This is a genomic window from Flavobacterium sp. CECT 9288, from assembly GCF_918731615.1.
Classification (GTDB): domain Bacteria; phylum Bacteroidota; class Bacteroidia; order Flavobacteriales; family Flavobacteriaceae; genus Flavobacterium.
This window is the reverse complement of record NZ_OU957226.1, coordinates 1691342-1717896: the sequence shown is the minus strand read 5'-3', so window position 1 is coordinate 1717896 and position 26555 is coordinate 1691342. Positions and strand designations below refer to the sequence as shown.

Below are 26555 nucleotides of genomic sequence, written 5' to 3'. Positions count from 1 at the left end.
AGTTTCAATCAAAAGGGAATTGTAAGACTAAGTTTTAGAGCTTTTTTTTCTATAAAATGCATAGTGGTCTTGAACTATTACATATTTCCTAATAGATATAAATCGAATAGGTTATATCAAAACAAAAGTGAAAAATGGTTTTCTTTTTTTTAAATTAGATTAGTTCAGCTTAATATTGAATCTATTTAGTATTACGCTTCCACAGTTTAACCAACTCATACCATAATACAGAAACTGCACCAACTCCAGTGGCTATCAATACTTGTTTCACGGTAAGATGTTCAAATTGAAAAAAATTGGTGAGTGGTTTTAGATAAAGCAACAATCCCGTAATAGCTATGGTAATTCCTGTAATTATGAAAACCAAATTGTTTTTATATTTTAAAGTAGTCAAAATAGAATAATAAAAAGAACGGTTTATTAGAGTTAAAAATACATTTGAAGTCACTAATACCACGAAAACCATTGTTCGTGTGATGTTTTCATTAAACCCATTGTATACTGAAAATTGATAAACAGATAAAGTTCCAATAGTAATAATCAAACCCTGAAGTATACTTGTAGAAAGTTCTTTCCAGCTAAAAAAAGTAGTGGTAAATGGTCTTGGTTTTTGTGTCATTGTATTCTTTTCCATAGGCTCATTTTCATATACTATGGAGCAAGTTGGTCCCATAACTAATTCTAAAAATATAATGTGAATGGGTGAAAAAATATTGGGATAAATCCATCCTAATGCCAAAGGGATAAATACGGTAAGTATAATAGGAATATGTATGGATATGATAAATTGTATTGCTTTTTTTAAATTTGAAAAGATTTTTCTACCCATTGCGATAGCATCTACCATTTTTGATAAATCATCATTGATTAAAATAAGGGAAGCGGCTTGTTTAGCTATTTCGGTACCTTTTTTTCCCATTGCAATGCCTATATGAGCAGCTTTTAGTGCAGGGCCATCGTTGACACCATCTCCAGTCATGGCCACAATTTCTGAATTCGATTTTAGTGCATTTATGATTTTTAATTTTGCCTCAGGAAACATTCTGGTAAATAAATTGATTTCTGAAACTTGTTTTTTGAATTCTTTATCTGATAATTGCATTAATTCGTCACCCGAAATACTTTTCTCATAGCCTATAAATCCTATTTGTTTGGCTATTGATGAAGTGGTTTCGGCATTGTCTCCAGTTATGATTTTTACTTTAATTCCTGCTTTATAAAAATGTTGCAACACTAGCTTAATGTTCTTCTTTGGCGGATCATAAAAAGCTACAAGTCCATAGAATTCAAATTGAAATTCTTGTTGGGTTTTGGGATAATTTTTACCTTCAAAAATAGCTTTTCCAACTCCTAAAATTCGATATCCTTCAGCTGATAATTCCTTTATTGCTCCTAAGATTGCGGCTTTTTCTTCATTCGAAAGTTTTGAAATGGCCATTATAGCTTCTGAAGCACCTTTGGCAGCAATAATCATTTCTCCGGTTTTATTTTCAAAAATATGGGTCATCATAGGAGGTTTTCCAGATAATGGATATTCATGAATCATTTTAAAATCGGGCCTTTGGTCATTTTCAATAACCTTAGAATAGATTTCGTGCAATGCTACTTCCATGGGATCAAAAGGAACGGGTTCACTTGCCCACATGGAGGTGGTAATTAATTCTTTTTCTTCATTGGATAATTCATTTTCTATAGTTGTAATTTTCTGAGATTTGAGTGTAAATATTTTAGCGAGACTCATTTTATTTTCGGTAATCGTTCCTGTTTTGTCAATGCAAATTACAGTAGCGCTTCCTAAAGTTTCTACAGTCTTCATTTGTTTAACTATAATTCCATTTTCCATCATTCGCCAAGCACCAAGAGCCATAAAGGTGGTAAATGCAATTGGAATTTCTTCGGGTAAAACACTCATAGCAAGTGTTAATGCTTTGAGCAAGCTGTCTAATATATTACGAGAATTTAAAAAGTTTATTATCCAAACAATCACAAAAATTACGGCTCCTGCAATAGCCATTTTTTTTACAAAATTGCCAATTTGAACTTCTAAGGGCGTTTTCTCTTCTTGAATTTCTTCTAGGCTTTTTCCTATTTTCCCTAATTTAGTTTCGCCGCCAATAGCAGTAATGGTTGCAATGGCAAGTCCGCTTGCTACGGTTGTCCCGTGATAAACATTGTTATCTTTGGTCGATTTGTCTTTGGTAACCGACATAGATTCTCCTGTGAGGATTGATTCATTTACAGAAAAATCATTAGAGGATTCAATAATTCCATCAGCTGCAATTGCATTTCCTTCTTCAATTAATAAACTGTCACCTATTACTAATTCTTCGGTCTTTATTTCAATTACTTCACTATTTCTAATGACTTTGCATTTGGGTTTTGTAAAATCTTTTAATTTTTCTAAAGCGTTGTGACTTCTTGCTTTTTGATAAGATGAAATTGTAGCTATCAAAATAATTGCTGAAGCTAAAAAAATACCATCCGAAGTTTTTCCGCTAATGAAATAAATGGTTGATGCGACCAATAATAAAATGGTCATAGGATCTTTAACAATCTGAATTAAGCCATTTAAAAACATATTGGGTTTTTTATAGACCGTTTTATTCTGACCGTATTTTTCTCTTGCTTCAACTACTTGTACATCTGTTAAACCATTAATATTAAAGGTATTAGAGTTCATAGGAATGTTTGATAAAATTGAGGATTTTAGTTTAATATCTAGGTTTAAAGTTTCAAATTCCGCAATCGCAGTGCATTTCCTATTACTGAAACTGAGCTAAAACTCATTGCTAGGGCAGCTATCATTGGCGAAAGCAAAATTCCAAAAAATGGATATAAAACCCCAGCTGCGATTGGTACACCTAGTACGTTGTAGAAAAAGGCAAAAAATAGGTTTTGCTTACTATTTCTCATTACGGCATGGCTTAAATTTTTGGCTTTTACAATGCCTTGTAAATCGCCTTTTACTAAAGTTATCTTGGCACTTTCTATGGCTACATCGGTTCCTGTCCCCATTGCGATTCCAATGTCAGCTTGCGCCAATGCAGGTGCATCATTGATACCATCTCCTGCCATAGCTACAATTTTGCCTTCTGCTTGTAATCGTTTTATTTCTTTGAGTTTATCTTCGGGTAAGCAACCTGCTTTATAAGAAGTTAAATTTAGGTCATCCGCAACTGCTTTGGCAGTATTCACATTGTCGCCAGTAAGCATAATTACTTCTATACCTTGACGCATTAATTCTTTTATGGCTGCTGCGCTAGATGTTTTTATAGCATCGGTAATGGAAACAAAACCAACAGCAACGCCATCAATAGCAATATAAGAAACTGTTTTTCCTAATTTTTGTTCGGCTATAATTTTGTTTTCTAAATCATCTGAAACTGTAGCTTTTACTTGTTCCATTAGTTTTTTATTGCCTAATGCAATCTTTTTGTTGGTTACTGTTCCTATAACTCCTTTTCCTGCAACGGCTTCAAAATCTTTAACTTCAATTAAAGAAATGGATTTTGTTTTAGCATAATTTACAACGGCTTGCGCCAAAGGGTGTTCACTGTATTGGTTCAACGAAGCGATGTTTTGTAAAAGATCATTATCGTCATTATTTGACGAATAAACCTTTTCTACCGATGGTTTACCTTCTGTTATTGTTCCAGTTTTATCGGTTATTAAGACATTAACTTTATTCATATTCTCTAAGGCCTCAGCGTTCTTTATTAAAACTCCTGATTGTGCCCCTTTACCCACGCCAACCATAATTGACATAGGTGTTGCCAAGCCTAAAGCGCAAGGACAGGCAATAATTAATACCGCTATGGCATTTATAAAACCATAAACTAATGATGGTTCAGGACCAAATTTTGCCCAAATGAAAAAGGTTATTGCAGAAATAATAACTACAGTAGGTACGAAATATTTAGCAATCTTATCGGTTATTTTTTGAATAGGCGCTCTTGATCGAGAAGCATCATTTACCATTTGAACAATTTGAGAAAGCAAGGTTTCTAAACCTACTTTTTCAGCCACCATAACAAAGGATTTGTTGCTGTTTATTGTCCCTGCAATTACATTATCGTCTTTCTTTTTGTCAACAGGAATGGGCTCGCCCGTAATCATGGCTTCATCAATGCTGCTTTCACCATCGGTGATTTTTCCATCAACAGGAATTTTTTCTCCTGGTTTTACACGCAATAAATCGCCTTTTTTGATATCGTGGATTGAGATTACTTTATCGTTTCCATCGATTACCAAAGTAGCTTCGGTTGGCGAGAGCTTTAATAATTCTTTGATTGCTCCGGTTGTTTGACTGTGCGCTCTGGCTTCGAGTAATTGCCCTAATAAAACTAACGTTAATATGACCGTTGTCGCTTCAAAATAGAGTGAAACAGATCCGTTGTGTGTTTTAAATTCAGCCGGAAAAATATTTGGAAAAAACAATCCAACCAAACTAAACAGAAAAGCAACACCAGACCCAATTCCGACTAAGGTAAACATATTCAAGTTCCAAGTAATTATAGATTTCCAGGCACGCTCAAAAAACATCCAACAGGCGTAAAAAACAACAGGAAGCGATAAAAGTAGTTGTACCCAATTCCATTTTGAGGCCTCCATTAATTTTAATAATGGATTGTTTTGCACCATTTCTATCATTGCAATGGCGAAAATAGGAACAGTAAATACAACCGCTATTTTCATTTTTTTAACCAAATCTTTATAGGTCTTTTGGTCTTCGGTATCAGTTGGATTCATTGGTACTAAATCCATTCCGCAAATAGGGCAAGCACCTGGCGTTTCGCTAATAACTTCGGGATGCATTGGACAAGTATATGAGGCTTTACTAACAGTCAAGTCTGGTGCTTTGACTAAATCCATTCCACATATAGGACAATCGCCAGCTTTATCATATACTTTTTCGCCCTCACAATGCATGGGACAATAATATTTGCCAATAGCGTTATTTGGTGTATTTAATTCTTTTTTGTGACTATGTGAAGGTGAAGTACAACATGGTTTATTTGTAATATCATTTGTTGCTTGAAGCGGTATTTTGCTAGTAGACATTTCTATATTATATTTTCCAACTGCAGCTAATGCTTCTTGAAACTGTGTTGTAGGAATGTGCTTTACCATAGTAAGAGTAGCTATTGGTGGATGTAATGAAACCTTTGCTTCAACGCCATCCATAGCATTCAATTTTTTTTCGACTTTGGTGCGACAACCATCACAAGTCATTCCGGTAATGTTGTAAGTGTGTATCATTTTTTATTTCAATAAATACTATAAATTAAACTTGTCATAACTTACTAAGTTTAATTCAGTTTTGTAATGTTGAATTAATTACTTTCCTCTTTTTTTTCAGGAACAGGCTCTGTTAATTTCATACCACATTTTAGCATTTGTCATTCATTTTTCCCTGTACTTCGGGATGCATTGAGCAGGCATACCTATTTTCTTGATTCCCCATCATTTTAGTTTTATCGTTCATTATTGTACTGTCATTGTCCATCATGGTACTATCATTGTTCATCATGAGGGAATGATCTGTTGTAGTTTCAGTATTTTTTTTATTACAAGATACCAATACGGTTGCCATTACTATGGCTGAAAAGAGTATTTTTTTCATTTTTTTTAGATTTTAATTCATAAATAGTTAGACCATGTTAAGCGATACAAATACCTTTTGTTTAGAATTAAATTAAGGTCGTGCATAATTGATTTATTTTATTGCAATAAATAATACTAATTTACTGATTTTGGGATTGATAAACTAGTATTTATAGTTGTAGCATATTTTTTAAATTTTAAGTAGTAGGGAATAGCTGTTTAAACTAGCTGCAGTTTTAGGTAAGTTTTCAATATACTTTTTTTTAATCGGCTTTGGTGGTTTTGGGTCTTGGTGTTTATAACAGGAATATCAACTAGTATTATTAACAATTCATTTAGTATTTCCTCAAAAGTTTGCTCTAGTAATGCAATAGTTTTTTCCATTTTTTGAGCATTTTTTAAATCTAAAAATTAGTCGTCAAATTCAATATATAAATCATTTTGTACCTGCGTAACACCTGGAGCATTCCACGCAATTCTGCTAGCCTCATTTTTTTGATAGCAAGAATCTACGTGTCCTATTAAAGTGACCACATTATCAACTACATAAACACGGATATCTTTGTTTTTTATTGCGCAGTTGCGCTCAATGGCAATTTCAATATCTTTTTTTTTAATGGTGTCTTTTGATAATGAAATTATCTTGATGTTATTTGTAATTCCTGTAATTCCGATGAGGTTATTAAGTGCATTTTTAGTTGCTTCTTTTTGATAGTTCCATTCCAGTTGACCACTTAAAAACACCCATCCATTTTCAACAATGACTTTAATTTTTTCGGTTGGAATATCCCAATGCCACATAAAAATATCCTCAATTACATTCTTAATTTCAGGATCAGGTCTACTGTTATTAGTACCACAAACAACTTTGATATCTTCGAGTACTGTTGCTACTCCAGCTACGTTTTTAGCAGCTTGTTCAGCTCCGTTTTTTTTAGCATAAGTATTTACTGATCCGGTTAGAGTAACCACGCCTCTATTAGTCATTACCCCAATTTCTGCGGCTTGCAATAGGGGTTCCCAATTGATTGCATCCACAACATTTTTTTGCAGTTCTTCGTTGCTTTTCATTTTGAAATTATTTAGTTTATAATGTATGTAAAGCTTTAGTTTTCATATAGATCTTAAAATGACCCAGAGCATCAAAAAAAATGATTTTTGTTACTTTAATTGGAGTTGGTCAGTAGTTATGGAATGGCGAAAACTACTTCATTTTCTGTCTTTACCTTATCTTCAAATGAATTGAAATTACTGATTGTTACCCTAGCAATTTCGTATAAAGCTTCTTTAGTAAAGAAAGATTGGTGTGGCGTAATTAAAACATTATTAAAAGACATTAGTCTTTCGATTTGGTCGTCTTTTATAATTTTATCTGATAAGTCTTTAAAGAAAAGGTTTTCTTCGCCTTCATACACATCGATTCCTAAATATCCAATTTGAGCATTTTTAAGCGCTTTGATTGCATCCTTGGTATTGATAATGGCTCCTCGACTTGTATTAATGATCATAGTTCCTTTTTTTATTTTTGAAAAAGTCACATTATTAAAAAGATGTCTAGTTTTTGGAGTTAAGGGACAATGAATTGAGATAATATCAGATTGTTCTAATAATTTTTCAAAAGAAACATATTTGACTCCTTTTTCAATCAGTGATTTAGATGGTAAAATATCATTTGCGATAACATTGCAACCAAATCCAAGCATTATTTGACAAAAAGCAGTTCCAATTTTTCCGGTTCCAACAACACCAACCGTTTTTTCAAACAGATTAAAACCCATCAAATTTTGAAGCGAAAAATTATTTTCCCGAACTCTATTGTAAGCTTTATGTGTTTTTCTGTCGAGTGTTAAGATTAATGCGGTTGCGTGTTCTGCAATGGCTTGAGGCGAATAAGCGGGTACGCGCATCACTTTTATGTTATGCTTTGCAGCAGCCTCTAAATCTACATTATCATAGCCAGCCGTTCGCAAGTCAATCAGTTTTATGTTTGCTTTTGCAAGTTGGTCAATTACATTAGCATCTAGTTTATCAGTCAATTGAATGCTTACTGCATCAAAACCTTTTACAACGGAAACTGTTTCTGCATTTAGCGGAGTTTCAAAATAGGTGAGTTGGTGTTTACCATCAACATTAAATTTATCAAGATATTCACGTTCGTAATATTTTGTACTGAAGATGGCTATTTTCATTTTTTGAGGACTATTTTTAATTTTATTTAATTGATTATTAGTTATTTATAATTAAATTTTTAATTTACAAGCTGTAAGTTTCTATTGTCAGTAAAAACTGTTTTAGTCTTATTGTATTCTATTTCTGCTCTGCATTTTTGTATTGTTAGTCTTGCCATAAGATAACTAACCGTAGATTCGGCTCCTTGATTGAGGTTCATGTAGTCTTCTTCTAAACCATCATAACAACCACCTGTGCACGGATTGTAAATTATTTTTTGGAGATGATTGTTACCCAGAAACCAACTAAAAGCTGTTTCCATTTTTTGTAGATAGGCAGTATTTTTAAAAGTATCGTAAAATTTAGCTAGAGCCAAGATGGTATAGGCAACATCAATAGGTTGTTCTCCGCCAATTACTTCTTTTGTAACGGCTTTGTTATAGTGTAACCATCCTTTATTCGAAATGACTTTGATAGAATTTTCAGTTATTGTTTTTGATAATAAAAAATCAAAGGAAGTCTTGGCTATTTCTTTGTAAATCATGTCGCCGGTAGCAAGGTAAGCACAAAGTATGGCTTCGGGAAGAATGCTGTTTCCATAGGTCATATAGCTCTCAAACCAATGCCAATTTGCTTTAGATTCATGTCTGTACATTTGAACTAATCGGTTCGCTAATAGTTTTATGAGCGCCTTATTTTCAAAATTCATTTCTTTTTTATTGCTGTAATAAATTCCTTTTATAGTAAATGCCATTGCCCTTGTTGAATGCATGCTGGTAGCTGATTCCAAGGCAGCTTGCATTGTTTTTTTGGCTTGGGTGATTAATGATTCTGGTAATAAATCATGCATAGAAACTAGAAATCCTAGCGCCCAAATTGCTCTTCCGTTAGAGTCTTCTAGATTTTCACTATTCTGATCTGTAAACTTTTTATTTTCGTTTACATAATTCAAAAAGGAACCGTCTTTTTGTTGACAAAACTGGATAAACTGATAATATTGAGTGATATAGGCCAAATCTTTCTCATCATTTGTCAATTCAAAATGCTGACACATGGCTACTAATGCTCTTGCATTATCATCTAGAGTGTAGCCGCTATTTAAATCGGGCTTGTTGATAATGGAGAACTGTATCATTGCAAAAGGCGTGGTCAAACTTTTAAAGTGTTCTAAATTGATTGCGGGAGTTTTGTACTTTAATTTAGATTTTCGATCCATTACACTATTTAACAACAAGGCATGTGCAATTGCAGCGTTTTCCCAAGCTGTTGGCGCCATTTTATGAATGCCTTTATTGGAGATTTCCTTACATAACTGTGGATTGTTTAATAAATTTAAAACTTGTTTTTGCAATTGCTCTGAATTTTCGAAGTCAATAATTATTCCGCCTCCATTTTTTAATAATTCAGAAGCATGGGGAATAGGGGTAGAAATTACGGGACAACCACAACTTATAGCATAAGAAAATGTTCCGCTCACCGCTTGATTTGGATCTTTTGAGGTAAAAAGATAAATATCCGTAAGTTGCAAATAATCCAGTAATTGCTCAAGTGGTAAGTAAGCATTGATAAATTTTACATGCTCTTTTAGCCCTAATATTTCGATTTTTTGCTCTAAACTATTGCGGTATATTTCACCTTCTTCCTTAACCACCGAAGGATGTGTTTTTCCAATTATAAGAAAAAGAATATCTGGATTTTCAACAACAATTAAGGGCATGGCATCTAAAGTAGTTTCTATTGATTTTCCAGAACTCAATAAACCAAAAGTTGAAATCACTCTTCTTTTTGATAGGTTGTATTTTTCTTTTAAAGCTTCCTTATCCGTATGTTTTACTAAATGAGTTCCGTGTGGAATGACGGTAATCTTATTTTTTAAAATACCGTAATCGTTTTCCAATAATTTTGCCGAAGCATTTGTCATAACTATAAATGAATCTACAAGCGCATTCATTTCGGCTATGTTTTCTTTTAATATTTCACTTGGATTGGGCAGTACGGTATGAAAAACAATAATTATGGGTTTATTTATCGCTTTTAAAAAAAGGATAAAATCTGCTTCATTCGTTTTGAATAAACCAAACTCATGTTGGATTAATGCAAGAGCTATATCCTTATTACTATTGATATTTTGTGCAAGAGCATCATAAGAATATGTATTGTCTGTTTCTAATACGTAAGTTACCTCATCATCATAAGCATACTTATTATTTTGCAATTCCAAGGCTGCAATTTTAATATTAAAGGTATTTTGGAATTTGTTGTTTAATGCTAAAATTAAGTCCTGTGAGTAGGTAGCTATACCACATTCACGAGGCGGATAAGTGGTAATGAATAAAATTTCGGGCAGGCTTTCTTTTTCTTTGATTTGAGTTTTATTCAAACTATACGATTTACTATTTTTAGCTGGATACGTATTGTTGCAATTTAATCTTAATTTATTTATCATCTTGTTTGTTATAAAGTAATAATTCTTTGATCAATCCTGATAGCGAAACAGAAGCAGTAGCAATTCTCTCGTCTGCAGCACCATAATAAATGTATAAAGTGTCTTCAAATACTACTGCACCTGATGGGAAACACACATTATTTACTTCGCCCTTTAATTCCCAATCTAATTCGGGTTTGAATAGGGGATACGGTAAGCGAGCAATTTCTTCTTTTGGATTTTCTAAATCCAGTAAAGCAGCACATGCCGAATAAACATATCCATTGAGTCCATCTTTTACACCATGGTAAATTATTAGCCAACCTTGATCTGTTTCTATAGGAGGACAGCCTCCACCTACATAACTAATTTCATGATCATATTTTGAGGTAAGTACTACATAATCATTAAAATGGCCGAAATAATCCTGATAGAATGCTTCGGTTAAATTTTTTAAATCTTCAACACCTACAACTATTTGAATGTCAGGTTTTATGCGGTGCATGAAATAGAATTTTCCGTTTATTTTTCTCGGAAAAAAAATAACATTTTTGTCCCAAACTAGTGATTTTTCCTTGTCAGATTCTAAAGCACTGATGTGTTCGTTATAACGAAAATATTTTTGATTAATAGGACTACTTTGCTCTGCCAGTTGATCAAATGCAGCGTAACTAATTTGCGGTACAATAATTCCTTTTTTTTCAAAATGAATTAAATCTTTTGAAATGGCAAGACATCCTAACGCGTTTATACCATCATAGGCAGTATAAGTTAAGTAGTATATGTCTTCTATTCTTACAATTCTGGGATCCTCCATGCCTTGACATTCGTAGTCAAATTCAGGTGAAAGCAGTGGTTTTTTGTGTCTATTCACTACTAATAAAGGTCCTTCAAGTTTACAATACCCAATGCTAGAATGATTGCCTTGGCTTACTGCACGATAAAAGAGATGTACAAAATTGCCTTCTCTTATGGCTGCGGGATTTAATACACCCTCATCTTCAAATGAAAATAACGTTTTGGTTAACAGTACCCCTTCTTTTTTGACTTGTATCATTGTTTATAAAATTAAAGTGAAGATTGACAAGAGCCAATCTTCACTAAATTAATTTAATAGTTTGTTTTCAATTCTACTCTACGGTTTTTAGCTCGACCTAGTGCAGTTGCTTTTGTTGCTACGGGATTGCTTTCGCCTTTTCCTATCCCAGTTATTCTGGTTGCTTCAATGCCTTTCCCGATCAAATAATTTCGTACCGACTCGGTTCGTTTTTGTGATAGTTCAATATTAAATTGATCAGATCCGTTGCTATCAGTATATCCTTCAATAACTAAACTTGCCGCAGCATATTTGTATAATATTTTTGTGAGTTCATCCAGTTGAGATAATGAGGCAACTATTAATTTATCGCTATTGTTCTCAAAGAATATTTTGCTTCCTAAATAAGTAATACGCACTGCATCTTGTTTTGTAATTTCGGGACAACCTTTGTTAGCCATTGTTCCTTTTATTTCGGGACATCTGTCATCTAAATTAGCGACTCCGTCTCCATCGCTATCAGGACATCCTTTTAAAGCTAACAGACCTGCAACATCAGGGCAACGATCTACATCATCCATGACACCATCATTATCGCTATCCATGATACAACCTACTAAATCTACTTTGCTTCCTGCTTTGGTATTAGGGCATTTATCATCTAAATCGGCCACGCCGTCGTTATCACTATCTGGGCAACCTTTTAATGCTTTGGAGCCAGCTAGTTCTGGACATCTATCCTCTGAATCAGTAACACCATCGTTGTCTTTATCTGGACAACCATTCAATGAAGCAGTTCCTGAAACGTCGGGACAATTGTCCAAGTAATCGGCTACACCATCCATATCACGATCTAACGGGCAACCCTTTTTATCTACAGTAATTCCTGTTAGAGTATCAGGACAGCTATCATTTTTGTCTGAAACTCCATCCTGATCGGCATCTTTCACACTTCCAAGATTAAAGGTTAGCCCAATCATGTGAGAGAGGTAGCTGTCTTTTTCGCCTGCTGTTACTCCATCTCTTTGATCTTTATTGGAGAAAGAAAAAGTTTCTTGAAGATTCAGCATAATTTCTGGGGATAATCTAAAATTGATACCTGCTCCAGCAGTTGGCAAAACATAATCAATTCGATCTTGATCAAAATTAACCTGATTGTCAAAAAGAATAAAACCAGCTCCAGCCACTACATAAGGTCTGATGACATATTCTGGAGCCGCCAAGTTAAAACGCAAGTTGAATGAAGCCGCATTAAAATCACTCTTAAAGCTTCCGGTATCTCCATTGTACCCAATAGTACCTTTGGTTAATAATAAATTGACATCAAAAAGTTTACCTAAATAGCGGGAAACCGACAGACCTCCAAAGCCATAAAAAGCTTTATCTGTCTTGTAAAAACTACGCCCGAGATCTCCATGATATTGAGTTACACCTCCATGATTACCTATGTTCCATTTTTTTTCGGCTGTTTGTGCATTGGCTGTCAATGTACATGCAATGCTTATAGCGAGTAGTACTAATTTTTTCATTTTTGTTTTGTATTAAAGATTAATTTTGTTTTTCGCTTTCAAGCGTTTCTAGAAGTAATTTTGCCACTGCTACTGATGAGGCTGCGTTTTGTCCGGTAACCAGTAAACCATCTTGTTTTACATAGGATTCAGAATCTTTTCCCTTACTATAAAGCGCACCTATTTTTGTAAGTTCATCTTCCAGTAAAAAAGGCACTATTTTGTTTAGGTAGACTGCTTCTTCTTCGGTATTAGAAAAGCCTGTTAGTTGTTTTCCTTTTACTAAATAATTACCATTTTGAATTTTCACATGTACTAAAGCAGCTGGTGCGTGACATACAAAGGCAATTGGTTTTTTATTAGTGTAAAAGTCTGCGATGAGTTTTATAGAATCGGTATCGTTTGCCAAATCCCATAATGGCCCGTGACCACCAGGATAAAATACAGCATCATAATCCGCATGGTTTATTTCGCTTAATTTTATAGAATGCGCTACTAGGTCAATAGCAGTATTGTCTTTGTAGAATCTTTGAGTATATTGGGTTTGTGCCTCTTCATCCTCACTTTTGGGATCAACAGGTGGCTGACCACCCTTAGGAGAAGCAATTGTGATTATAGCTCCTGCATCTTTAAAAATAAAATATGGAGCTGCGAATTCCGCTATCCAAAACCCAGTTTTTAGGCTACTGCTTCCTAAAGTATCATGTGATGTAAGTACAATAAGTATTTTCATGTTGCTATTATTTTTTAAAACATTATTCTTTTTCTAATCTTCTTGTGGTTATGTATTTACAGTATATTGCTCGTATTATATTGCTAGAAACTTTTAAATTAATTATAAGTTCAAAATTGAGTCTATTTGGTTGAAGTAGAAATGACCATACGCACTCCTAAAAGTGCTCCAAACACTTTTAAACTTTAGTTTTGAAAAAAAAAAAGGATTTTTTTTTAAGTTTTGACATTTGTTTTTAAAATATTCTGTACCAATTAAAATCGGTGATGACTAGTCTTTATTAGTTTGTATTAGTTATATTTTTTATGATTTAATCTAATCTTCTTCAATCAGTAATTCATTTTCAACACTTATAACACCTTTAGTTTTCCAAGCAATATGTCCTGCAATTTCTTTTTGACTCCCTGATTCTACAGTACCTTTTAAAGTTATTTTTGACTCTGAAATTTCTATTTCAATATCATTTGAGTCTAAAGCAATGTGGTTTTGTAATGCAAGCCTAAGGGATGCTGCATCTATTTTAATATCATCTTTTGATTTTATCCTAATTTCATTGCTAACTCCCTTAACACCTATTAGACTAATAATTGCTTCTTTTGCTGCTTCTTTCTGATAATTCCATTCTAATTCACCTGAAAGAGTCACCCATCCATTTATTGCTTTAACTGTAATGGTATCGTTAAGTGTATTCCAGTTCCACCTGAAAGTATTAAGAATTTCGGTTGTGATATCAATATCTTTTTTTTCTTCCCAACTATTAATGATTAAATCGATTTCATTGATAACTGATTTTACTCCGGTCATTTTACTTGATAATCTTTCGGCTTGTGTTTTCTTGTGATAGGTATCTACATGACCTTTCAATGTGATTATTCCATTATTTGAAATGACTATTATATTGCAATCAATACTAAAAAGTTCCTGTTTTAATACCTGAATTACATGTTGCCGTAAAATATCATCTGTTATCATTTTTCCGTTTTTTATATCAATTTCAAAGTGTTTTAAAGTACTTTACAAAGTTGGTTAATACAGTAGTGTATTAAAATGAGCATAGTCTGAGTTATATGTGATTTACAACACTTAATATTCTACTAAGATTAAAAAAGAGTAAATTTCAAAAGATATAGATATAATAATATAAGGCGATAACTACTCAGGTAGACTTATCTTTACATAAGTCAATACACTTTGACAAAATAAGTTATGGAGAAATCTGCTTTACTAGATGCCCTAGTGCATAACGCTATTGACGGAATCGTAACTATTGATGAACTAGGCATTGTAGAAAGTATTAATCCATCAGCTTGTAAATTATTTGCTTATTCAGAACAAGAGGTTTTAGGAAAAAATATATCAATGCTCATGCCTTTTGGTAATAAAGAGGCTCACGATTCCTATTTAAAAGACTATAAAATGTCTGGTCAATCCCATATAATTGGAATTGGAAGAGAACTAATAGGTAAAACTAAAAAGGGAAATCAATTTCCATTTAAAATTGGTGTAAGCGAGGTGAATTATGCAGGAAGAAAAATTTATGCGGGATTTATTCATGATCTTACCCAGCAAAAAAAGGATGAAGAAAGGCTTAAAAATTATGCTTCCCATCTAGAAGAACTTGTAGAAGAGCGAACAAAAACCTTAAACGATACGATTAAAGCACTTGAAAAAGCAAAAGCAAAAGTAAGTGCTACTTTAGAAAAGGAAAAGATTATTGGTAAATTAAAAAATCGTTTTTTATCAATGGCTTCGCATGAGTTTCGTACTCCCTTAAGCACAGCACATTTATCAGCTTCTCTTATCGAAAAATATGCTGAACCGTTAGAGAATGCTAATATCATCAAACATGCTGGTAAAATAATTAATGCTGTTACAAATTTGACCACCATACTAAATGACTTTTTATACATAGAACAATTAGAAGTAGGTAAAGTAAATGCAAAACCCACATGTTTTGATCTAGTGCAATTAGCCGAAGAGATTACTGAGGAAATGCAATTATTAGCAAAAGACAATCAGCAAATACAACATACTCATTATGGATTTCAGAAAGCTATAAACTTAGATCAAAATCTAATTAAAAATAGCATTATCAATCTAATTACCAATGCTATAAAATATTCAGACGATGGTTGTACTATTGAATTTACTACCGAAATAAATGATACACATTGTATCATTTGCGTGAAAGATGAAGGAATAGGGATTCCTGATGAAGATCAATTGCATTTATTTGAACCTTTTTTCAGAGCACATAATACGGGTAATATTCCAGGTACTGGACTTGGTTTAAATATCGTGGCACGTTATATCGCCTTAATGAAGGGTACTGTTTCGTGTGTAAGTAAAATACACAAAGGGACTTTATTTACACTAACATTTTCAACAATATGAGCAAGGTATTAGTAATTGAAGACAATAATGAAATAAGGGAAAATATAGTTGAAATCCTAGAATTGGCAGACTATGAAGTCATTGTTGCTAAAAATGGAAAGGAAGGGGTTGATATGGCTACAATATATTTACCAAACGTCATTCTGTGCGATATCATGATGCCTGAATTGGACGGTTATGGAGTACTGTATCTCCTTAATAAAAATACCGAAACTACTAACATTCCCTTTATTTTTATTACTTCAAAATCAGAACGACTTGATTTGCGTAAGGGAATGGAAATGGGAGCCGATGATTATCTTACAAAGCCATTTGGTAGATTAGAACTTCTCAATGCTATTGAAAGTAGATTAAAGAAAAAAGAATGTCAACATCATTTTTACAGTAAATCTCTAGAGAGTCTGGATAAAATTGTTTCAAAAAATAATGGATTAAACGAGTTAAAAAAAATCATAGCCGAACGAAAAACTAGATTGTTCAAAAAGAATCAAGTCATACACTATGAAGGTGACAATGCTACTGGTATTTACCTTGTAATTTCAGGTAAAATTAAGACTATTAAAATGACCGAAGATGGTCATGAACTGATGACAGGAATATACCAAAAAGAAGATTTTTTAGGAATCAACATTATTCTTTCCAGCAAACCCTACGATGATACAGCAACTGCCATGGAAGATAGTTATTTATGCTTTTTTCCTAAAATTCAATTTGATCAAATGTTACAGCAATATCCTGATGTAGCAGGAAAATTTATTGAAATCCTTTCCAGTGAAATTCGGAACAAAGACGCATATTTATTGCAACTTGCTTATCAATCAGTTAGAAAACGACTTGCTGAGGCAATTTTGAGATTGTTTAAAAATGAAACTAGTATTAGAATTAGTAGGGATGAACTTGCCGCACTAACTGGAACCGCCTCAGAAACCGTAAGTCGGACATTGACAGAATTCAAAAATGAAGGTCTGATTAAAAAAAAAGGAAGTGTATTAACAATTCTTAATTTTGATAAAATTTGTAAAATGCGGAATTAGTTTCTTATTAAAAGATGTAGCTTTTACTTATTAAATTGAAATTTACATTTGTTTATTTTCAAGATTCTAAAGATGAGGTTTGAAGACCATTGAAAGAAATAGGTTAGGGGTAACATGATTTCTGCAAAAACTATTGTACTTCTTTTAAACTGGATTATTATGAAAATATTTTTTAGGGGTTGGAATAACTTTTTTGCGAACACAATCAAACCATTCTACTTCTTTAGTAACTTCTGCGCAGCATTCGTTTTTTGAGTTAAAAAAACAGCTTTTAATTTTGATTTTATCACCAATATAATAATTTTCTATTTTGATAAAAAAAGACTCAGTAAACATCAAATTTTTATAACAAACTAATTCATGATTCTCTACTTGAAGACCCAGATGCTTAGCGTTGAGCTTCTCTTTTGAAAATCCATTATCAAACAAAAAACGATACAATAAACGTAACGTATATGAAATGTATGCGGTGCTTTCCATTTCCATATCATCATTTACATCCTGTCCAGTAACAACATAATTTATACAAATCATTTAAATTCAGTTAGGGATTATTAAAAAGGAGGTCAGTCTAATTGTAAACTGACCTCCTGAAGACTGCTATTTCACAAAAAAATAAGCATTTTGTTTAGCTACTTATAGAGTATGAATGCAATATGAATTATTTAGTTAATGTGAAATTGTATGCAATTTTTACTTTATCGGCAATTTTTTTACTCACTATACTAGGAATGTCAATATTAAAATCCTCTGGTTTCACTTCAAATGAGCCAGTAGCATTAACACCGTTTGCAACTTTTACAACTTTTATGATCACTGATACTGGTTTAGTTTTACCGTGAATGGTTAAATCTCCTTTTAAAGTAAAATTTTTTGTGGTATTTGTTATTTTTGAAAAATCAAAATCTTCAATTTTTCCCTTTAAAGTTGATTTCGAAAACTTTTCTGATTCCATGTAGTTTTCATTGAAATGTTCTTCCATTAAAGCCACTTTAAAACGAAAGCCTTTTATGAGAACTAAAGCTGCGAAATCACCCGTTGATTGTTCTAAAACTGCAGATACACTTTTATTCTCAGCCGCAACTTCTTCATAGGAAGGCATAGAAGCCTGAAATTTTATATTTCCTGTTTTTGTTATCAGTTTTTGAGCAAATCCATTGGTATTTACTAGAATAATCAATAAGAGTAAAAAGGAGTTGATAAAGGATTTTTTCATCTGTTAGCTGTATTGGTTTTATTTAATTTATGCAATCCGCTTAGTTTTGTACGTGTTTGGTTCATCGTTTTTCATTTTATCTTGGTTTTGATGATTTCCAACTCTAATTAATCTACGGTTACGTTTATTTCATCATTAATTCTCTCTAAGTCCATCTGTATTCCACTTAAGAATTATGTCAATATTCGCTTGAGACATTCTTCCTGCTTGTGGCATAATTCCTGATTGTCCGTTTTGTAATTGTATACGGCCTAATAAATTTGCGTTTTCAACAGCTGCTTTTACTTGTGCAAATGTTGTTAAAGGTCTAAATGAAGCAGAACCTCCACTTGAATGGCAGCGTACACAATTGTTGTCTACAATAGTCTTTGCATTTCCATTATAAGTAAATGTTGATGCTGTTGGAGGTGTAGGATTTGGCGTAGGATTTGGTGCAGGATTAGCTATTGGTTCAATAGTGTCGGTAGTGTCAGAACTACAGCTCCATAATCCAGCAAGTAAAATTGTTAGTGCAATTGTTTTTTTCATAGCATTTATTGTTTTATGGTTAATTAGAATACTCTGTATAAGTTAAATCCGAAAAAGAAATTTCCTTTACCCCATTCGCCAGATGCATTGGTAAGATACGCACTCTCGCTCATGGCTTGTGAATTGGTAAATATGAGTTGAAAAACATGTCCTCCTGTTTCTACATCAAGTCCCACTGATAATGGGTTTGTATAAAATTTAGGCTTGTCAAAATTGTGCATGTATTCTAGATTGACTGATAATCTTTTGGTGATTTTAAAGCGTCCACCTCCTCCAAAAGAAAACTGATTGTCTCTTTCTATATCAGGATTGTAAAGATTTTTGTGTACAAATGAAGGAATCAATTCTAATGACAGTTTTTCATTCACCTTTCTTGATATCAATACCTGTTGAACATAAGCTATACGGTGCTTAAATTCTAAGCCAGGAAATTGTTTCTTCTCTAAAAACGTATTAATATCTGCCACGGAATACCCCACAATGTCTAGAGGAAAACTATCGCCTTGTCTTGCCATTCGGTACTTTATTCCTGTTTCATACATTTTGTTTAAAGTATGTCGAGAAACATTAACGGATAGCCATTCTGTAATTCCATAAATACCACCAAGTTTTGTTGTGGCATTATCTAGACCAAAAAAACTATCCAAACCATCTTCAACAGAGCCAAAACGATGAGATACCACAAAATAAAATTCTTTTTTGGCAGGCATTTTTGTAGTTTGTAAGGTTACCAGTTGCAGTGCTTTAAAAGTAGCGGTACTGTAGTTCTCAGCTGTTTGATTCGTATCAAGACTATTAAGTAAATCATCCTGTGAATAGGCTAGAGTAGTCAAAAAAAGACAGGTAGAGATTAAAAAATTCTTCATAAAATGGATTAGTTGCTTTGTTTATTAATGATACATTGGTCTAGTTTAACTTCTTGAAATAGCTCGTCGTAACCAATGCATTTGCCTTTAACGGATAGTCGACTATTTAATAGTTTGTTTCTTTTCTTTTTAATGAAAAGGCAAAAAACAATGCTATCGAGAACCACTACAGAATCCGTTTCTTTAGTTACTTTTCCAGTTACCTCAATAGTTTTATTTAAATACAGTGAATCTGACTTTTCTTGATTTGAATTATACTCATTCATCAGATTTGTCGCAGATGTACTTACTGTTGGTTTTTCGGATTCTATATTGCGTGCTTCTTTAAATAGAAAACCATAATAAAAATAGATACCTGCTGATGCTAGTAGGAGTAGCGTTACAAATATTGTTGCTGTTTTTTTTCTTTTCATATTTTTAATTGGATATGATTCAATAGTAAAACAGCTAGGGTCCAGGTTACCCTACCTAAATAATTGCTATTTTTAGAAAAAAAATAAAAAGAAGGACAAGGTTATTTGTAAGAACCTTGTAAAGAGTGCTTTATAATGAAATTCTGAAGCTTATGTTTGGCGTTCTTTGAAGTGAAAAAGTTTCCACTTCCTCTATAGCGTTTGATAAAGAGCTAATTCTATAGTACTCGTTAATCTCATTTTTTCTGTTCAAGATGTTTAAGATGGATATTCCTAATTTATATTGGACTCCATTTGCAGTTACCCACTTGTAAGTAGCGGAAAGATTAACTTGTGAAAAAACGTTTACATTGGTATTGTTGGGTTTATTATAATTGATCACGGGGTTAGAAGGGTCGATTTGCGAACTAGCTGGAGAGGTTTTTGGTCTACCTGAAGTCCATTTTGTACCGAGTGCCATTTTGAAATTGTTTCTCTCATAAACTCCTGCCCACGAAAAAGTATGCATCAACTCAAAGTTGTTAGGAAAAATAGGGTGTTCGTAATTAGAAAAATCATAATTATTATCATTATAAGTATAACTTACCCAAGTAAGAAAGTGATTCATCTTTTTTTGAATCAGAATTTCTGTTCCAAATATTTCATAATCTCCTGTTGTTCGAATAAACTCTAATTGATTTTGAAAACCTTGACTTGAGGTTGTAATTCCAGTAACTTTTTTATAAAAATTTTCTATATCCAAGATCCAATCGTCCTTTTTATAAAATAAATTCAACGATACTTGTTTGCTCCTTTGAATAGGAACTGTGGTGTTGTCTGATAAAACCCAACGTCTTTTTTCGATGCCGAAATAATCTTTTTGCAAATAAATAATCTGTTGCGAATTCTGGCTTTTTAACTCACCTAATAGTCCTATATTCAGACTTTTACTAATGCCGTAATTCAACTGAAATCTTGGTTCTACAATATATTTATTAAATTTTTCGATATAATTCATTCGTGTTCCTAGCTTACCATATATTCTAGAAATGGTGTCATTATATATTCCTTCCAAAATCAAAGTATGCGATCTCAACACCTCTTTGGTTTTACGATAAAAATCAGGATTAGTTACCTGCTCCAAATTCGTAACTCCTATTTCGTTAAACTGATAACCATTATTAAAACTAAATTCAGCACTAATGGTATGGTTATTTTCCAAATTTATTCCATTATTTTGCACTGTATTTTCCTGAATAACGATTTGATTCCCAGTAGTAGCTTTTTGGTTGGCCAAAAGTTTATAGGAAGAGTTATAAGTATTAATTTTAGAAGTATTCTTGCTATTCCACTTTCTTTTCCAAGATAAATTTCCGCCATAATTTTGCTGCTGCAACACATTTTTTTCTGATTTGTTTAGGTCGTTTGTAGCCGCACTTTGTAACACTTTCAAATTGTCTTTTATGGTTATTACATCCAGTACTATTTGGTCTTTGGCTCCTATTTTTTGAGCATATTTAAGCGTTGCATCATAGAAATCAAATTCTTTATCGCTTTGATACTTGATATTTTGATTTTTGGAGAAATCAGAGATTGTTGTATTTTGAAATATTTTATTGAAGTATTCTTTAAAGGTGGGAGTTTCTATAAAATCAGTAATCGATTTACGTGCAGCAATTTCGATATAACTCTTTTTCGAAAGGTTGTACTTTGCATACATATCAGCATTAATCATGTTGATTCCTGCGCTAAAAGTATTTTTTTCTGCAGTTTCTGGAGTAGAAGAAATATTTACTACACTAGACACACTTTCCCCATAAAAAGCAGAACTTCCGTTTTTATAGATAGCAATAGTATGAGCCAAATTAGGATTAAAAACCGATATTAAACCAAAAAAATGTCCCGTTTGAAACATTCGTATTCCATTCCACAAAAATAAATTTTGGTCGTGAGTCCCACCGCGTACATTGATGCTAGACACACTTTCGTCAATACTATTTACACCTGAAATTTGCTGCATTGTTTGCAAAGCATCTGGCTCGATAAGTCCTGGCAAAATACCAAATTTCTTGGGTTTAATTTCAAATGAACCGTCCTTACTTTTTGAGATTCCCGAAGCCAAAATAGCATTGGTTTTAATCTCTTCTAGTTCTGTGATATCAGGGTCTAATAGAATTTCCAAACACTTTTTATGACCTGAATTAGTAGCAACAATTCTTTTGGTTATGTATCCGATATGACTAATCCAGAGTATGTTTTTCTCAGATTTTTCACTTTCAAAATAACCATTTGCATCCGTTGTAAGCTGGATTTTATCGTTTAAATTGATATTTGCGTTCTCGATAGGTTTTTTGTCTGCCGAAAAAACGTAGCCACAAATTATATTAGCTTCCTTGTCTTTTTTGTAAATATTAATGAATTGATTTCCTATATTTTCAAAAGACAAATTGGTCTTTCTTTCAAGATATTGTAGTTTTTGATTTAGTGAAAGTGACCTTTTAGGAGGGTGTAGTTGCAGTCCCGTGATATTGTCTTCGGTGTAATTAAAGCTAACCTTATGCTGTTGTTCGATCTCAATTATAATTTTTTTAAAGGGCATACTCTTTTCTTTGTCCTGAGCAGATAGACTCAGGACAAGAAAAAATGTAAAAAACAAAAAATAAAATTGTTTGGGGTACAACATTTATTTTTCGTCAAATATTATTTTATTCTTTGAGACTTTTTTTATCTCTAAACTATAGGTTGTACTAATTATTTGCAAAGCAACATCTAGATTTTTCGTGGGCAATTTTCCAGTAAATAAGGACGTAGTATCTTTTGCGTTTACTTCAATTGTAATATTGTATTGTCTACGAACTTCGTCTAGCAAGGATTTGATATTTTCCTTATAAAAAGCGATTTGATTGTCCATCCATTCTGGCTTCGATGAAGTTGTTCCTCTATTTATTTGTTTACCATTTTCAAAAATAACGCTTTGTCCATGCGTTAACAGCACTTGAGTGTTTCCATAATTTACTTTTACACATCCTTCGTAGCAGACAACATCAAACCTATTTTTTCTAGCTTTTACGTTGAATTGCGTCCCTAAAACGGAAACTTTCCCCAGATTAGTCTGCACTTCAAAACGTTTTCCTTTGGCTACTTTGAAATAAGCTTCTCCGTTTAGTTCAAGATATCTGTTGCTGTCCCAATTCCATTTTTTAAAGTGTATTTCAGAACCCGCATTCAGCACCACTTCGGAATTATCCGGTAATAGAAAGGTAGTTTTTTCACCAAAGTTTGCTGTTTGTGTTTGTGGTACAAAATTTTGGATTGCGAAAGTAATTCCAAGCGCCAAAACAAGGATTGCCGCTGCTTGAAAGAACCATTTTTTGTATAAAGGAACTACTTTTGTAACTGTTTTTTTCTGCTTTAGAATATTCGCTAGCATCGCATTTTCATCCCAATCCTCTACTTCTAAATGTGCGGTATAGTCCTTAATTTTTTGGTATTTTTCAAAATCGGGACTTGCTTCAAATGCCATTAATTCATCCTCTGACAAATCATTGTTGAGCCATTTCGCTAGTATGTGATTTTCTTTCATTGTACTTTTATTATATATTAAAACAACTGGGACTCTGTTTACCCTACTTTTACAAATCAATTTCTTTGCGTAAGCTTACTAAAGCCAAATGAATGCGCTTTTCTACTCCCTTTACGCTAATATTTAAATCCAATGCAATTTCGCTATATTTTTTTCCATCAATACGATGCATCAAAAAGGCCACGCGTTGTTTTTCGTTTAAATTTTCAATGGCTTTCAACAGTTTTGCTTGAAATTGTTTTTCCTCCAAAAGATATTCTGGGCTTTCATTTGTTTTATCTAAACCTGTAAAGTTTTTTTCATATCGCAACACCACTTTTTGATGTGCAATTTCATTTAAACTGCTATTGTTTGCTATCGTATAAATATAGGACTTTGCCTTTTCAATCGGCACTGCATCACAGTTTTGCCAGAGTTTGACAAAAGCTTCTTGTGCTACATCTTCTGCTTGTTCTTGATTGCCAAATTTGTAAATAAGAAAATTCCGAAGTGCTTTTATATGACTTTTGAAAAATGAGGAAAAGATTATTTCGTCGCAAGTGTTAGATTGGTTCGTATTTGGCATTTATATTTTCAATTTATACCATGCAAAAGTATTTGTTTTTAATTTAAGTAGGGTAAAAACAAGACTGATTGTTTTATACAGGTCTGAAATGTTTTTTATATTCATGAGGTAATTTGGTTTAAAAATAACAATAAACCGAAAACCTTGATGCTGAATTTATTGAAAAACTGTTTCTTTAAATTTTATTACCTTTGTAAAAACAGAAATATGTTCCCTTTAAAAAAATATATATCAATAGCAGTTTTCCTAGTTTTATTATCTTGCCAAAGCGAAATAGTAGAAGAGGATAATAATATACAGGGAACAGTTACAAATGTTTCTCCTCTTACGACTTATCTGCAAAGAGTTGCAATGGTCAAAACGGTACAAGATAATATAATAGACAAGTCCAGTTATTGTACCATAAAACTTCCTTATACACTTACGGTTAACAATACAAACATAGCCGTAAATACTATTTCCGATTATCAAAAAGTAGTAGATAATATTACTGCAAATGCTACTGATGATGATATCGTAAAAATAGATTTTCCAGTAACTATGGTGTACTATAATTACTTCGAAAAATTGATTCCAAATGAGGCTGATTTTAAATCCTTAATTGATTATTGGAATCTATATCCTGATCTTTTGAGTAAGATTAATGGTTTAAATATTAATTATCCAATTACAATAAATATTTATAACAGTTCTAATCAGTTCGCTAGTTCCATGTCAATCATTAGCGATCAAGCCTTTTTTTATTTTATAAAAAATTTGACTGCTAGTCAATATATTTCTTTACAATATCCTATTTCAATAGTGGATCATAATAATCAACCAAGGACGATTTCAAGTAATCAAGATTTCGAAAATGCAATCAAATATGCTATTGATTACTCCCCAGAAAATAATATTGTGTCCCTAGATTTTACAGAAACAATAACAAAGGGTTCATGGGCAATCCCTTATTTTTTTGTTACTTTAGATAAAACTTCCTTGTATAGCGATTATTCATTTGTCTTTAAAAATGATTATACGGTTGTCGCTACAAGAGGAGGTAGTATTGAAACTGGGCAATGGGAATATGTACTACTGAATGGAGTAAGAAAACTAAAAATAAATTTCAATTCACAATTACTGAGTAAACTGAATACTTATTGGGAATTATTTGAGTTTAATAATTCCCAAATACGGCTACGTGCTGTAAGTAGTAATACCAATTATCTTTATTTTGAAAAAAAATAACTTCTGATATCAGTTGAAATTATTTTAAATAGTTGTTTACCTTAGAATTCAAAAACACAATTCACGACAGTACTGGTTGATTTATTGTACTAATTATTTTTGGTACAATAGCCAATCATTTTTACAAAACGCCGATCGCTGACGTATTTTTTGGTTTTATCCTTTTTTTAATGCTTTCAAAGTTAACAATGCAATTTCTTCGGTTACTTGAGTTGGAGAATTACAATCACAATTAGTCAGACCTATGACATAAATATCTTCACTCGGAATATAAACTCCCATTGATTTAAAGCCAAAAACGCTACCACCGTGTCTTCTTAATTGATTTCCATTTACATTGATTAAATGCCAACCATAACCATAAGTGAATTCTTCACCATTGTTCAATTTGTATTTTGTGAATGCCTTTTTTAGTGTTTCGGTATTCAGTAATAGATTAAGATTTAAAGCATTTTGCCATTTGAACATATCGCCAGTTGTCGACATTAAAGAACCTGACGAAAATGGAATGCTGAAACTAATTTGTGTTTTATTAACATATCCATATTCTTTTTTCTGATAACCATATGCTCTTTTAAGTATAATTTTTCTGTCACTTGCATATTGTGAGTTATTCATGCCAACCTTATCAAATATATTTTTGTTAATAAATTCTTCGTATTTTTCTCCCGAAACTAATTCTATAATATATCCTAAAAGCACATATCCTGAATTGTTATAATCAAATTTTTCGCCAGGAGCAAAATCAGCAGGTTCATTTTTAAAGAAATCAACCATCATTTTTGGTGTCATTTCCTTTTGAGAAATATCACGTAACGACTTCATTTTTGTAAAATCTTTGATGCCTGAGGTATGTGTCAATAAATGATGTAAGGTAATTTTGTCTCCCAAAGGATAATCTGGAATGTGTTTAGAAACTAGATCATTAACACTCAACTTACCTTTTTCTTCTAATATTAGAATAGAAATTGCTGTAAATTGTTTTGTCATTGAACCAATTTGAAATACATTATCAGAAGTTAAATTAACATCAAGTTCAAGGTTGGCTTTACCGAATGATTTTTGATAGATTGGTTTTCCTGCTTTTGCTACCAAAAATTCTCCACCTGGGCCATTTTTATCTGTAAACACTTTTAGAAGTAAACTATCAATTTTAGCTTCGAGATTTTGAGAATAAACGGAGTTTAATGGATTGCCGATAATGATAAAAGCAATTAAAAGTAAATAAGTTGATTTGATATTGATGATTTTCACTTGATGTTTTTTGATTCATAC

The 26555-nt window shown here is 32.5% G+C and carries 23 protein-coding genes; 3 read left to right on the top strand and 20 right to left on the bottom strand.

Annotated features, from left to right (window positions below; genetic code table 11):
* Nucleotides 1-181: 181 nt before the first annotated feature.
* The 11 genes from LQ189_RS07500 to LQ189_RS07450 form a co-directional block, all read right to left on the bottom strand.
* The gene (locus tag LQ189_RS07500; protein ID WP_230155455.1) at nucleotides 182-2680 is read right to left on the bottom strand and encodes a cation-translocating P-type ATPase; all 2499 of its coding nucleotides are present in this window, start codon (nucleotides 2678-2680) and stop codon (nucleotides 182-184) included.
* Between the two features lie 44 nt (nucleotides 2681-2724).
* Entirely contained in the window at nucleotides 2725-5259 is a 2535-nt protein-coding gene (locus LQ189_RS07495; RefSeq protein WP_230155453.1) for a heavy metal translocating P-type ATPase, read from the bottom strand.
* 130 nt (nucleotides 5260-5389) lie between these two features.
* The gene (locus tag LQ189_RS07490) at nucleotides 5390-5623 is read right to left on the bottom strand and encodes a hypothetical protein (protein WP_230155451.1); all 234 of its coding nucleotides are present in this window, start codon (nucleotides 5621-5623) and stop codon (nucleotides 5390-5392) included.
* Nucleotides 5624-5823: 200 nt separating this feature from the next.
* The gene (locus LQ189_RS07485; protein ID WP_230155449.1) at nucleotides 5824-5988 is read right to left on the bottom strand and encodes a hypothetical protein; all 165 of its coding nucleotides are present in this window, start codon (nucleotides 5986-5988) and stop codon (nucleotides 5824-5826) included.
* 27 nt (nucleotides 5989-6015) lie between these two features.
* A complete protein-coding gene (locus LQ189_RS07480; RefSeq protein ID WP_230155447.1) occupies nucleotides 6016-6675 on the bottom strand; it encodes a BON domain-containing protein in 660 nt (219 codons plus the stop codon).
* Between the two features lie 116 nt (nucleotides 6676-6791).
* Entirely contained in the window at nucleotides 6792-7793 is a 1002-nt protein-coding gene (locus LQ189_RS07475; RefSeq protein ID WP_230155445.1) for a 2-hydroxyacid dehydrogenase, read from the bottom strand.
* A gap of 59 nt (nucleotides 7794-7852) precedes the next feature.
* On the bottom strand, nucleotides 7853-10219 hold the full coding sequence (locus LQ189_RS07470; protein ID WP_230155443.1) for a glycosyltransferase: 2367 nt from the start codon (nucleotides 10217-10219) through the stop codon (nucleotides 7853-7855).
* Nucleotides 10209-11255: a pesticidal protein Cry7Aa gene (locus tag LQ189_RS07465; protein WP_230155441.1), complete on the bottom strand. Its 1047-nt coding sequence runs from the start codon at nucleotides 11253-11255 to the stop codon at nucleotides 10209-10211. Before LQ189_RS07465 ends, LQ189_RS07470 begins: the two co-directional genes overlap by 11 nt.
* 53 nt (nucleotides 11256-11308) lie before the next feature.
* Complete coding sequence (locus LQ189_RS07460; RefSeq protein ID WP_230155439.1) at nucleotides 11309-12763, bottom strand: OmpA family protein; 1455 nt, start codon at nucleotides 12761-12763, stop codon at nucleotides 11309-11311.
* Between the two features lie 19 nt (nucleotides 12764-12782).
* Nucleotides 12783-13475, bottom strand: a complete 693-nt coding sequence (locus LQ189_RS07455) for a type 1 glutamine amidotransferase domain-containing protein (RefSeq protein ID WP_230155437.1) — start codon at nucleotides 13473-13475, stop codon at nucleotides 12783-12785.
* A 315-nt stretch (nucleotides 13476-13790) separates the two neighbouring features.
* Nucleotides 13791-14447 (bottom strand): BON domain-containing protein, encoded by a 657-nt coding sequence (locus LQ189_RS07450; protein ID WP_230155435.1) that lies wholly within the window; start codon nucleotides 14445-14447, stop codon nucleotides 13791-13793.
* A 234-nt stretch (nucleotides 14448-14681) separates the two neighbouring features.
* On the opposite strand from LQ189_RS07450, the gene LQ189_RS07445 reads away from it, so the two are divergent.
* Complete coding sequence (locus LQ189_RS07445) at nucleotides 14682-15869, top strand: PAS domain-containing sensor histidine kinase (RefSeq protein ID WP_230155434.1); 1188 nt, start codon at nucleotides 14682-14684, stop codon at nucleotides 15867-15869.
* Nucleotides 15866-16903: a response regulator gene (locus tag LQ189_RS07440; RefSeq protein WP_230155433.1), complete on the top strand. Its 1038-nt coding sequence runs from the start codon at nucleotides 15866-15868 to the stop codon at nucleotides 16901-16903. The genes LQ189_RS07445 and LQ189_RS07440 overlap by 4 nt, the downstream gene beginning before the upstream one ends.
* A gap of 144 nt (nucleotides 16904-17047) precedes the next feature.
* Here LQ189_RS07440 and LQ189_RS07435 read toward each other — a convergent pair whose 3' ends face one another.
* The 8 genes from LQ189_RS07435 to LQ189_RS07400 all read right to left on the bottom strand — a co-directional run bounded on the left by LQ189_RS07435 (nucleotide 17048) and on the right by LQ189_RS07400 (nucleotide 24053).
* Nucleotides 17048-17437: a hypothetical protein gene (locus tag LQ189_RS07435; RefSeq protein WP_230155432.1), complete on the bottom strand. Its 390-nt coding sequence runs from the start codon at nucleotides 17435-17437 to the stop codon at nucleotides 17048-17050.
* 127 nt (nucleotides 17438-17564) lie between these two features.
* Entirely contained in the window at nucleotides 17565-18119 is a 555-nt protein-coding gene (locus LQ189_RS07430) for a YceI family protein (protein ID WP_230155431.1), read from the bottom strand.
* 135 nt (nucleotides 18120-18254) lie between these two features.
* A complete protein-coding gene (locus LQ189_RS07425; RefSeq protein ID WP_086454881.1) occupies nucleotides 18255-18647 on the bottom strand; it encodes a hypothetical protein in 393 nt (130 codons plus the stop codon).
* A 23-nt stretch (nucleotides 18648-18670) separates the two neighbouring features.
* A complete protein-coding gene (locus tag LQ189_RS07420) occupies nucleotides 18671-19513 on the bottom strand; it encodes a DUF5777 family beta-barrel protein (RefSeq protein WP_230155430.1) in 843 nt (280 codons plus the stop codon).
* Nucleotides 19514-19521: 8 nt separating this feature from the next.
* Complete coding sequence (locus tag LQ189_RS07415; protein WP_230155429.1) at nucleotides 19522-19926, bottom strand: OB-fold putative lipoprotein; 405 nt, start codon at nucleotides 19924-19926, stop codon at nucleotides 19522-19524.
* 130 nt (nucleotides 19927-20056) lie between these two features.
* Nucleotides 20057-22504, bottom strand: a complete 2448-nt coding sequence (locus LQ189_RS07410; protein ID WP_230155422.1) for a TonB-dependent receptor — start codon at nucleotides 22502-22504, stop codon at nucleotides 20057-20059.
* An 84-nt stretch (nucleotides 22505-22588) separates the two neighbouring features.
* On the bottom strand, nucleotides 22589-23488 hold the full coding sequence (locus LQ189_RS07405) for a FecR family protein (protein ID WP_230155420.1): 900 nt from the start codon (nucleotides 23486-23488) through the stop codon (nucleotides 22589-22591).
* 49 nt (nucleotides 23489-23537) lie between these two features.
* Nucleotides 23538-24053, bottom strand: coding sequence for an RNA polymerase sigma factor (locus LQ189_RS07400; protein WP_230155418.1), 516 nt, complete (start codon nucleotides 24051-24053; stop codon nucleotides 23538-23540).
* 207 nt (nucleotides 24054-24260) lie between these two features.
* Between LQ189_RS07400 and LQ189_RS07395 the strand changes: the two genes are divergently transcribed.
* Nucleotides 24261-25280 carry a hypothetical protein gene (locus tag LQ189_RS07395; RefSeq protein WP_230155416.1) on the top strand — a complete coding sequence of 340 codons (1020 nt, stop codon included), beginning with the start codon at nucleotides 24261-24263 and terminating at the stop codon, nucleotides 25278-25280.
* A gap of 156 nt (nucleotides 25281-25436) precedes the next feature.
* On the opposite strand, the gene LQ189_RS07390 is transcribed toward LQ189_RS07395, so the two are convergent.
* On the bottom strand, nucleotides 25437-26534 hold the full coding sequence (locus tag LQ189_RS07390; RefSeq protein ID WP_230155414.1) for a serine hydrolase: 1098 nt from the start codon (nucleotides 26532-26534) through the stop codon (nucleotides 25437-25439).
* Between the last annotated feature and the right edge of the window lie 21 nt (nucleotides 26535-26555).

Coding starts and splice junctions, on each gene's coding strand:
- LQ189_RS07440 (WP_230155433.1), top strand. CDS start 15,866: ATGAGCAAGGTATTAGTAATTGAAGACAATAATGAAATAAGGGAAAAT.
- LQ189_RS07395 (WP_230155416.1), top strand. CDS start 24,261: ATGTTCCCTTTAAAAAAATATATATCAATAGCAGTTTTCCTAGTTTTA.
- LQ189_RS07485 (WP_230155449.1), bottom strand. CDS start 5,988: ATGGAAAAAACTATTGCATTACTAGAGCAAACTTTTGAGGAAATACTA.
- LQ189_RS07435 (WP_230155432.1), bottom strand. CDS start 17,437: ATGATTTGTATAAATTATGTTGTTACTGGACAGGATGTAAATGATGAT.
- LQ189_RS07480 (WP_230155447.1), bottom strand. CDS start 6,675: ATGAAAAGCAACGAAGAACTGCAAAAAAATGTTGTGGATGCAATCAAT.
- LQ189_RS07420 (WP_230155430.1), bottom strand. CDS start 19,513: ATGAAGAATTTTTTAATCTCTACCTGTCTTTTTTTGACTACTCTAGCC.
- LQ189_RS07405 (WP_230155420.1), bottom strand. CDS start 23,488: ATGAAAGAAAATCACATACTAGCGAAATGGCTCAACAATGATTTGTCA.
- LQ189_RS07425 (WP_086454881.1), bottom strand. CDS start 18,647: ATGAAAAAAACAATTGCACTAACAATTTTACTTGCTGGATTATGGAGC.
- LQ189_RS07460 (WP_230155439.1), bottom strand. CDS start 12,763: ATGAAAAAATTAGTACTACTCGCTATAAGCATTGCATGTACATTGACA.
- LQ189_RS07465 (WP_230155441.1), bottom strand. CDS start 11,255: ATGATACAAGTCAAAAAAGAAGGGGTACTGTTAACCAAAACGTTATTT.
- LQ189_RS07455 (WP_230155437.1), bottom strand. CDS start 13,475: ATGAAAATACTTATTGTACTTACATCACATGATACTTTAGGAAGCAGT.
- LQ189_RS07400 (WP_230155418.1), bottom strand. CDS start 24,053: ATGCCAAATACGAACCAATCTAACACTTGCGACGAAATAATCTTTTCC.
- LQ189_RS07410 (WP_230155422.1), bottom strand. CDS start 22,504: ATGCCCTTTAAAAAAATTATAATTGAGATCGAACAACAGCATAAGGTT.
- LQ189_RS07470 (WP_230155443.1), bottom strand. CDS start 10,219: ATGATAAATAAATTAAGATTAAATTGCAACAATACGTATCCAGCTAAA.
- LQ189_RS07415 (WP_230155429.1), bottom strand. CDS start 19,926: ATGAAAAGAAAAAAAACAGCAACAATATTTGTAACGCTACTCCTACTA.
- LQ189_RS07450 (WP_230155435.1), bottom strand. CDS start 14,447: ATGATAACAGATGATATTTTACGGCAACATGTAATTCAGGTATTAAAA.
- LQ189_RS07475 (WP_230155445.1), bottom strand. CDS start 7,793: ATGAAAATAGCCATCTTCAGTACAAAATATTACGAACGTGAATATCTT.
- LQ189_RS07500 (WP_230155455.1), bottom strand. CDS start 2,680: ATGAACTCTAATACCTTTAATATTAATGGTTTAACAGATGTACAAGTA.
- LQ189_RS07430 (WP_230155431.1), bottom strand. CDS start 18,119: ATGAAAAAATCCTTTATCAACTCCTTTTTACTCTTATTGATTATTCTA.
- LQ189_RS07445 (WP_230155434.1), top strand. CDS start 14,682: ATGGAGAAATCTGCTTTACTAGATGCCCTAGTGCATAACGCTATTGAC.
- LQ189_RS07495 (WP_230155453.1), bottom strand. CDS start 5,259: ATGATACACACTTACAACATTACCGGAATGACTTGTGATGGTTGTCGC.
- LQ189_RS07490 (WP_230155451.1), bottom strand. CDS start 5,623: ATGAAAAAAATACTCTTTTCAGCCATAGTAATGGCAACCGTATTGGTA.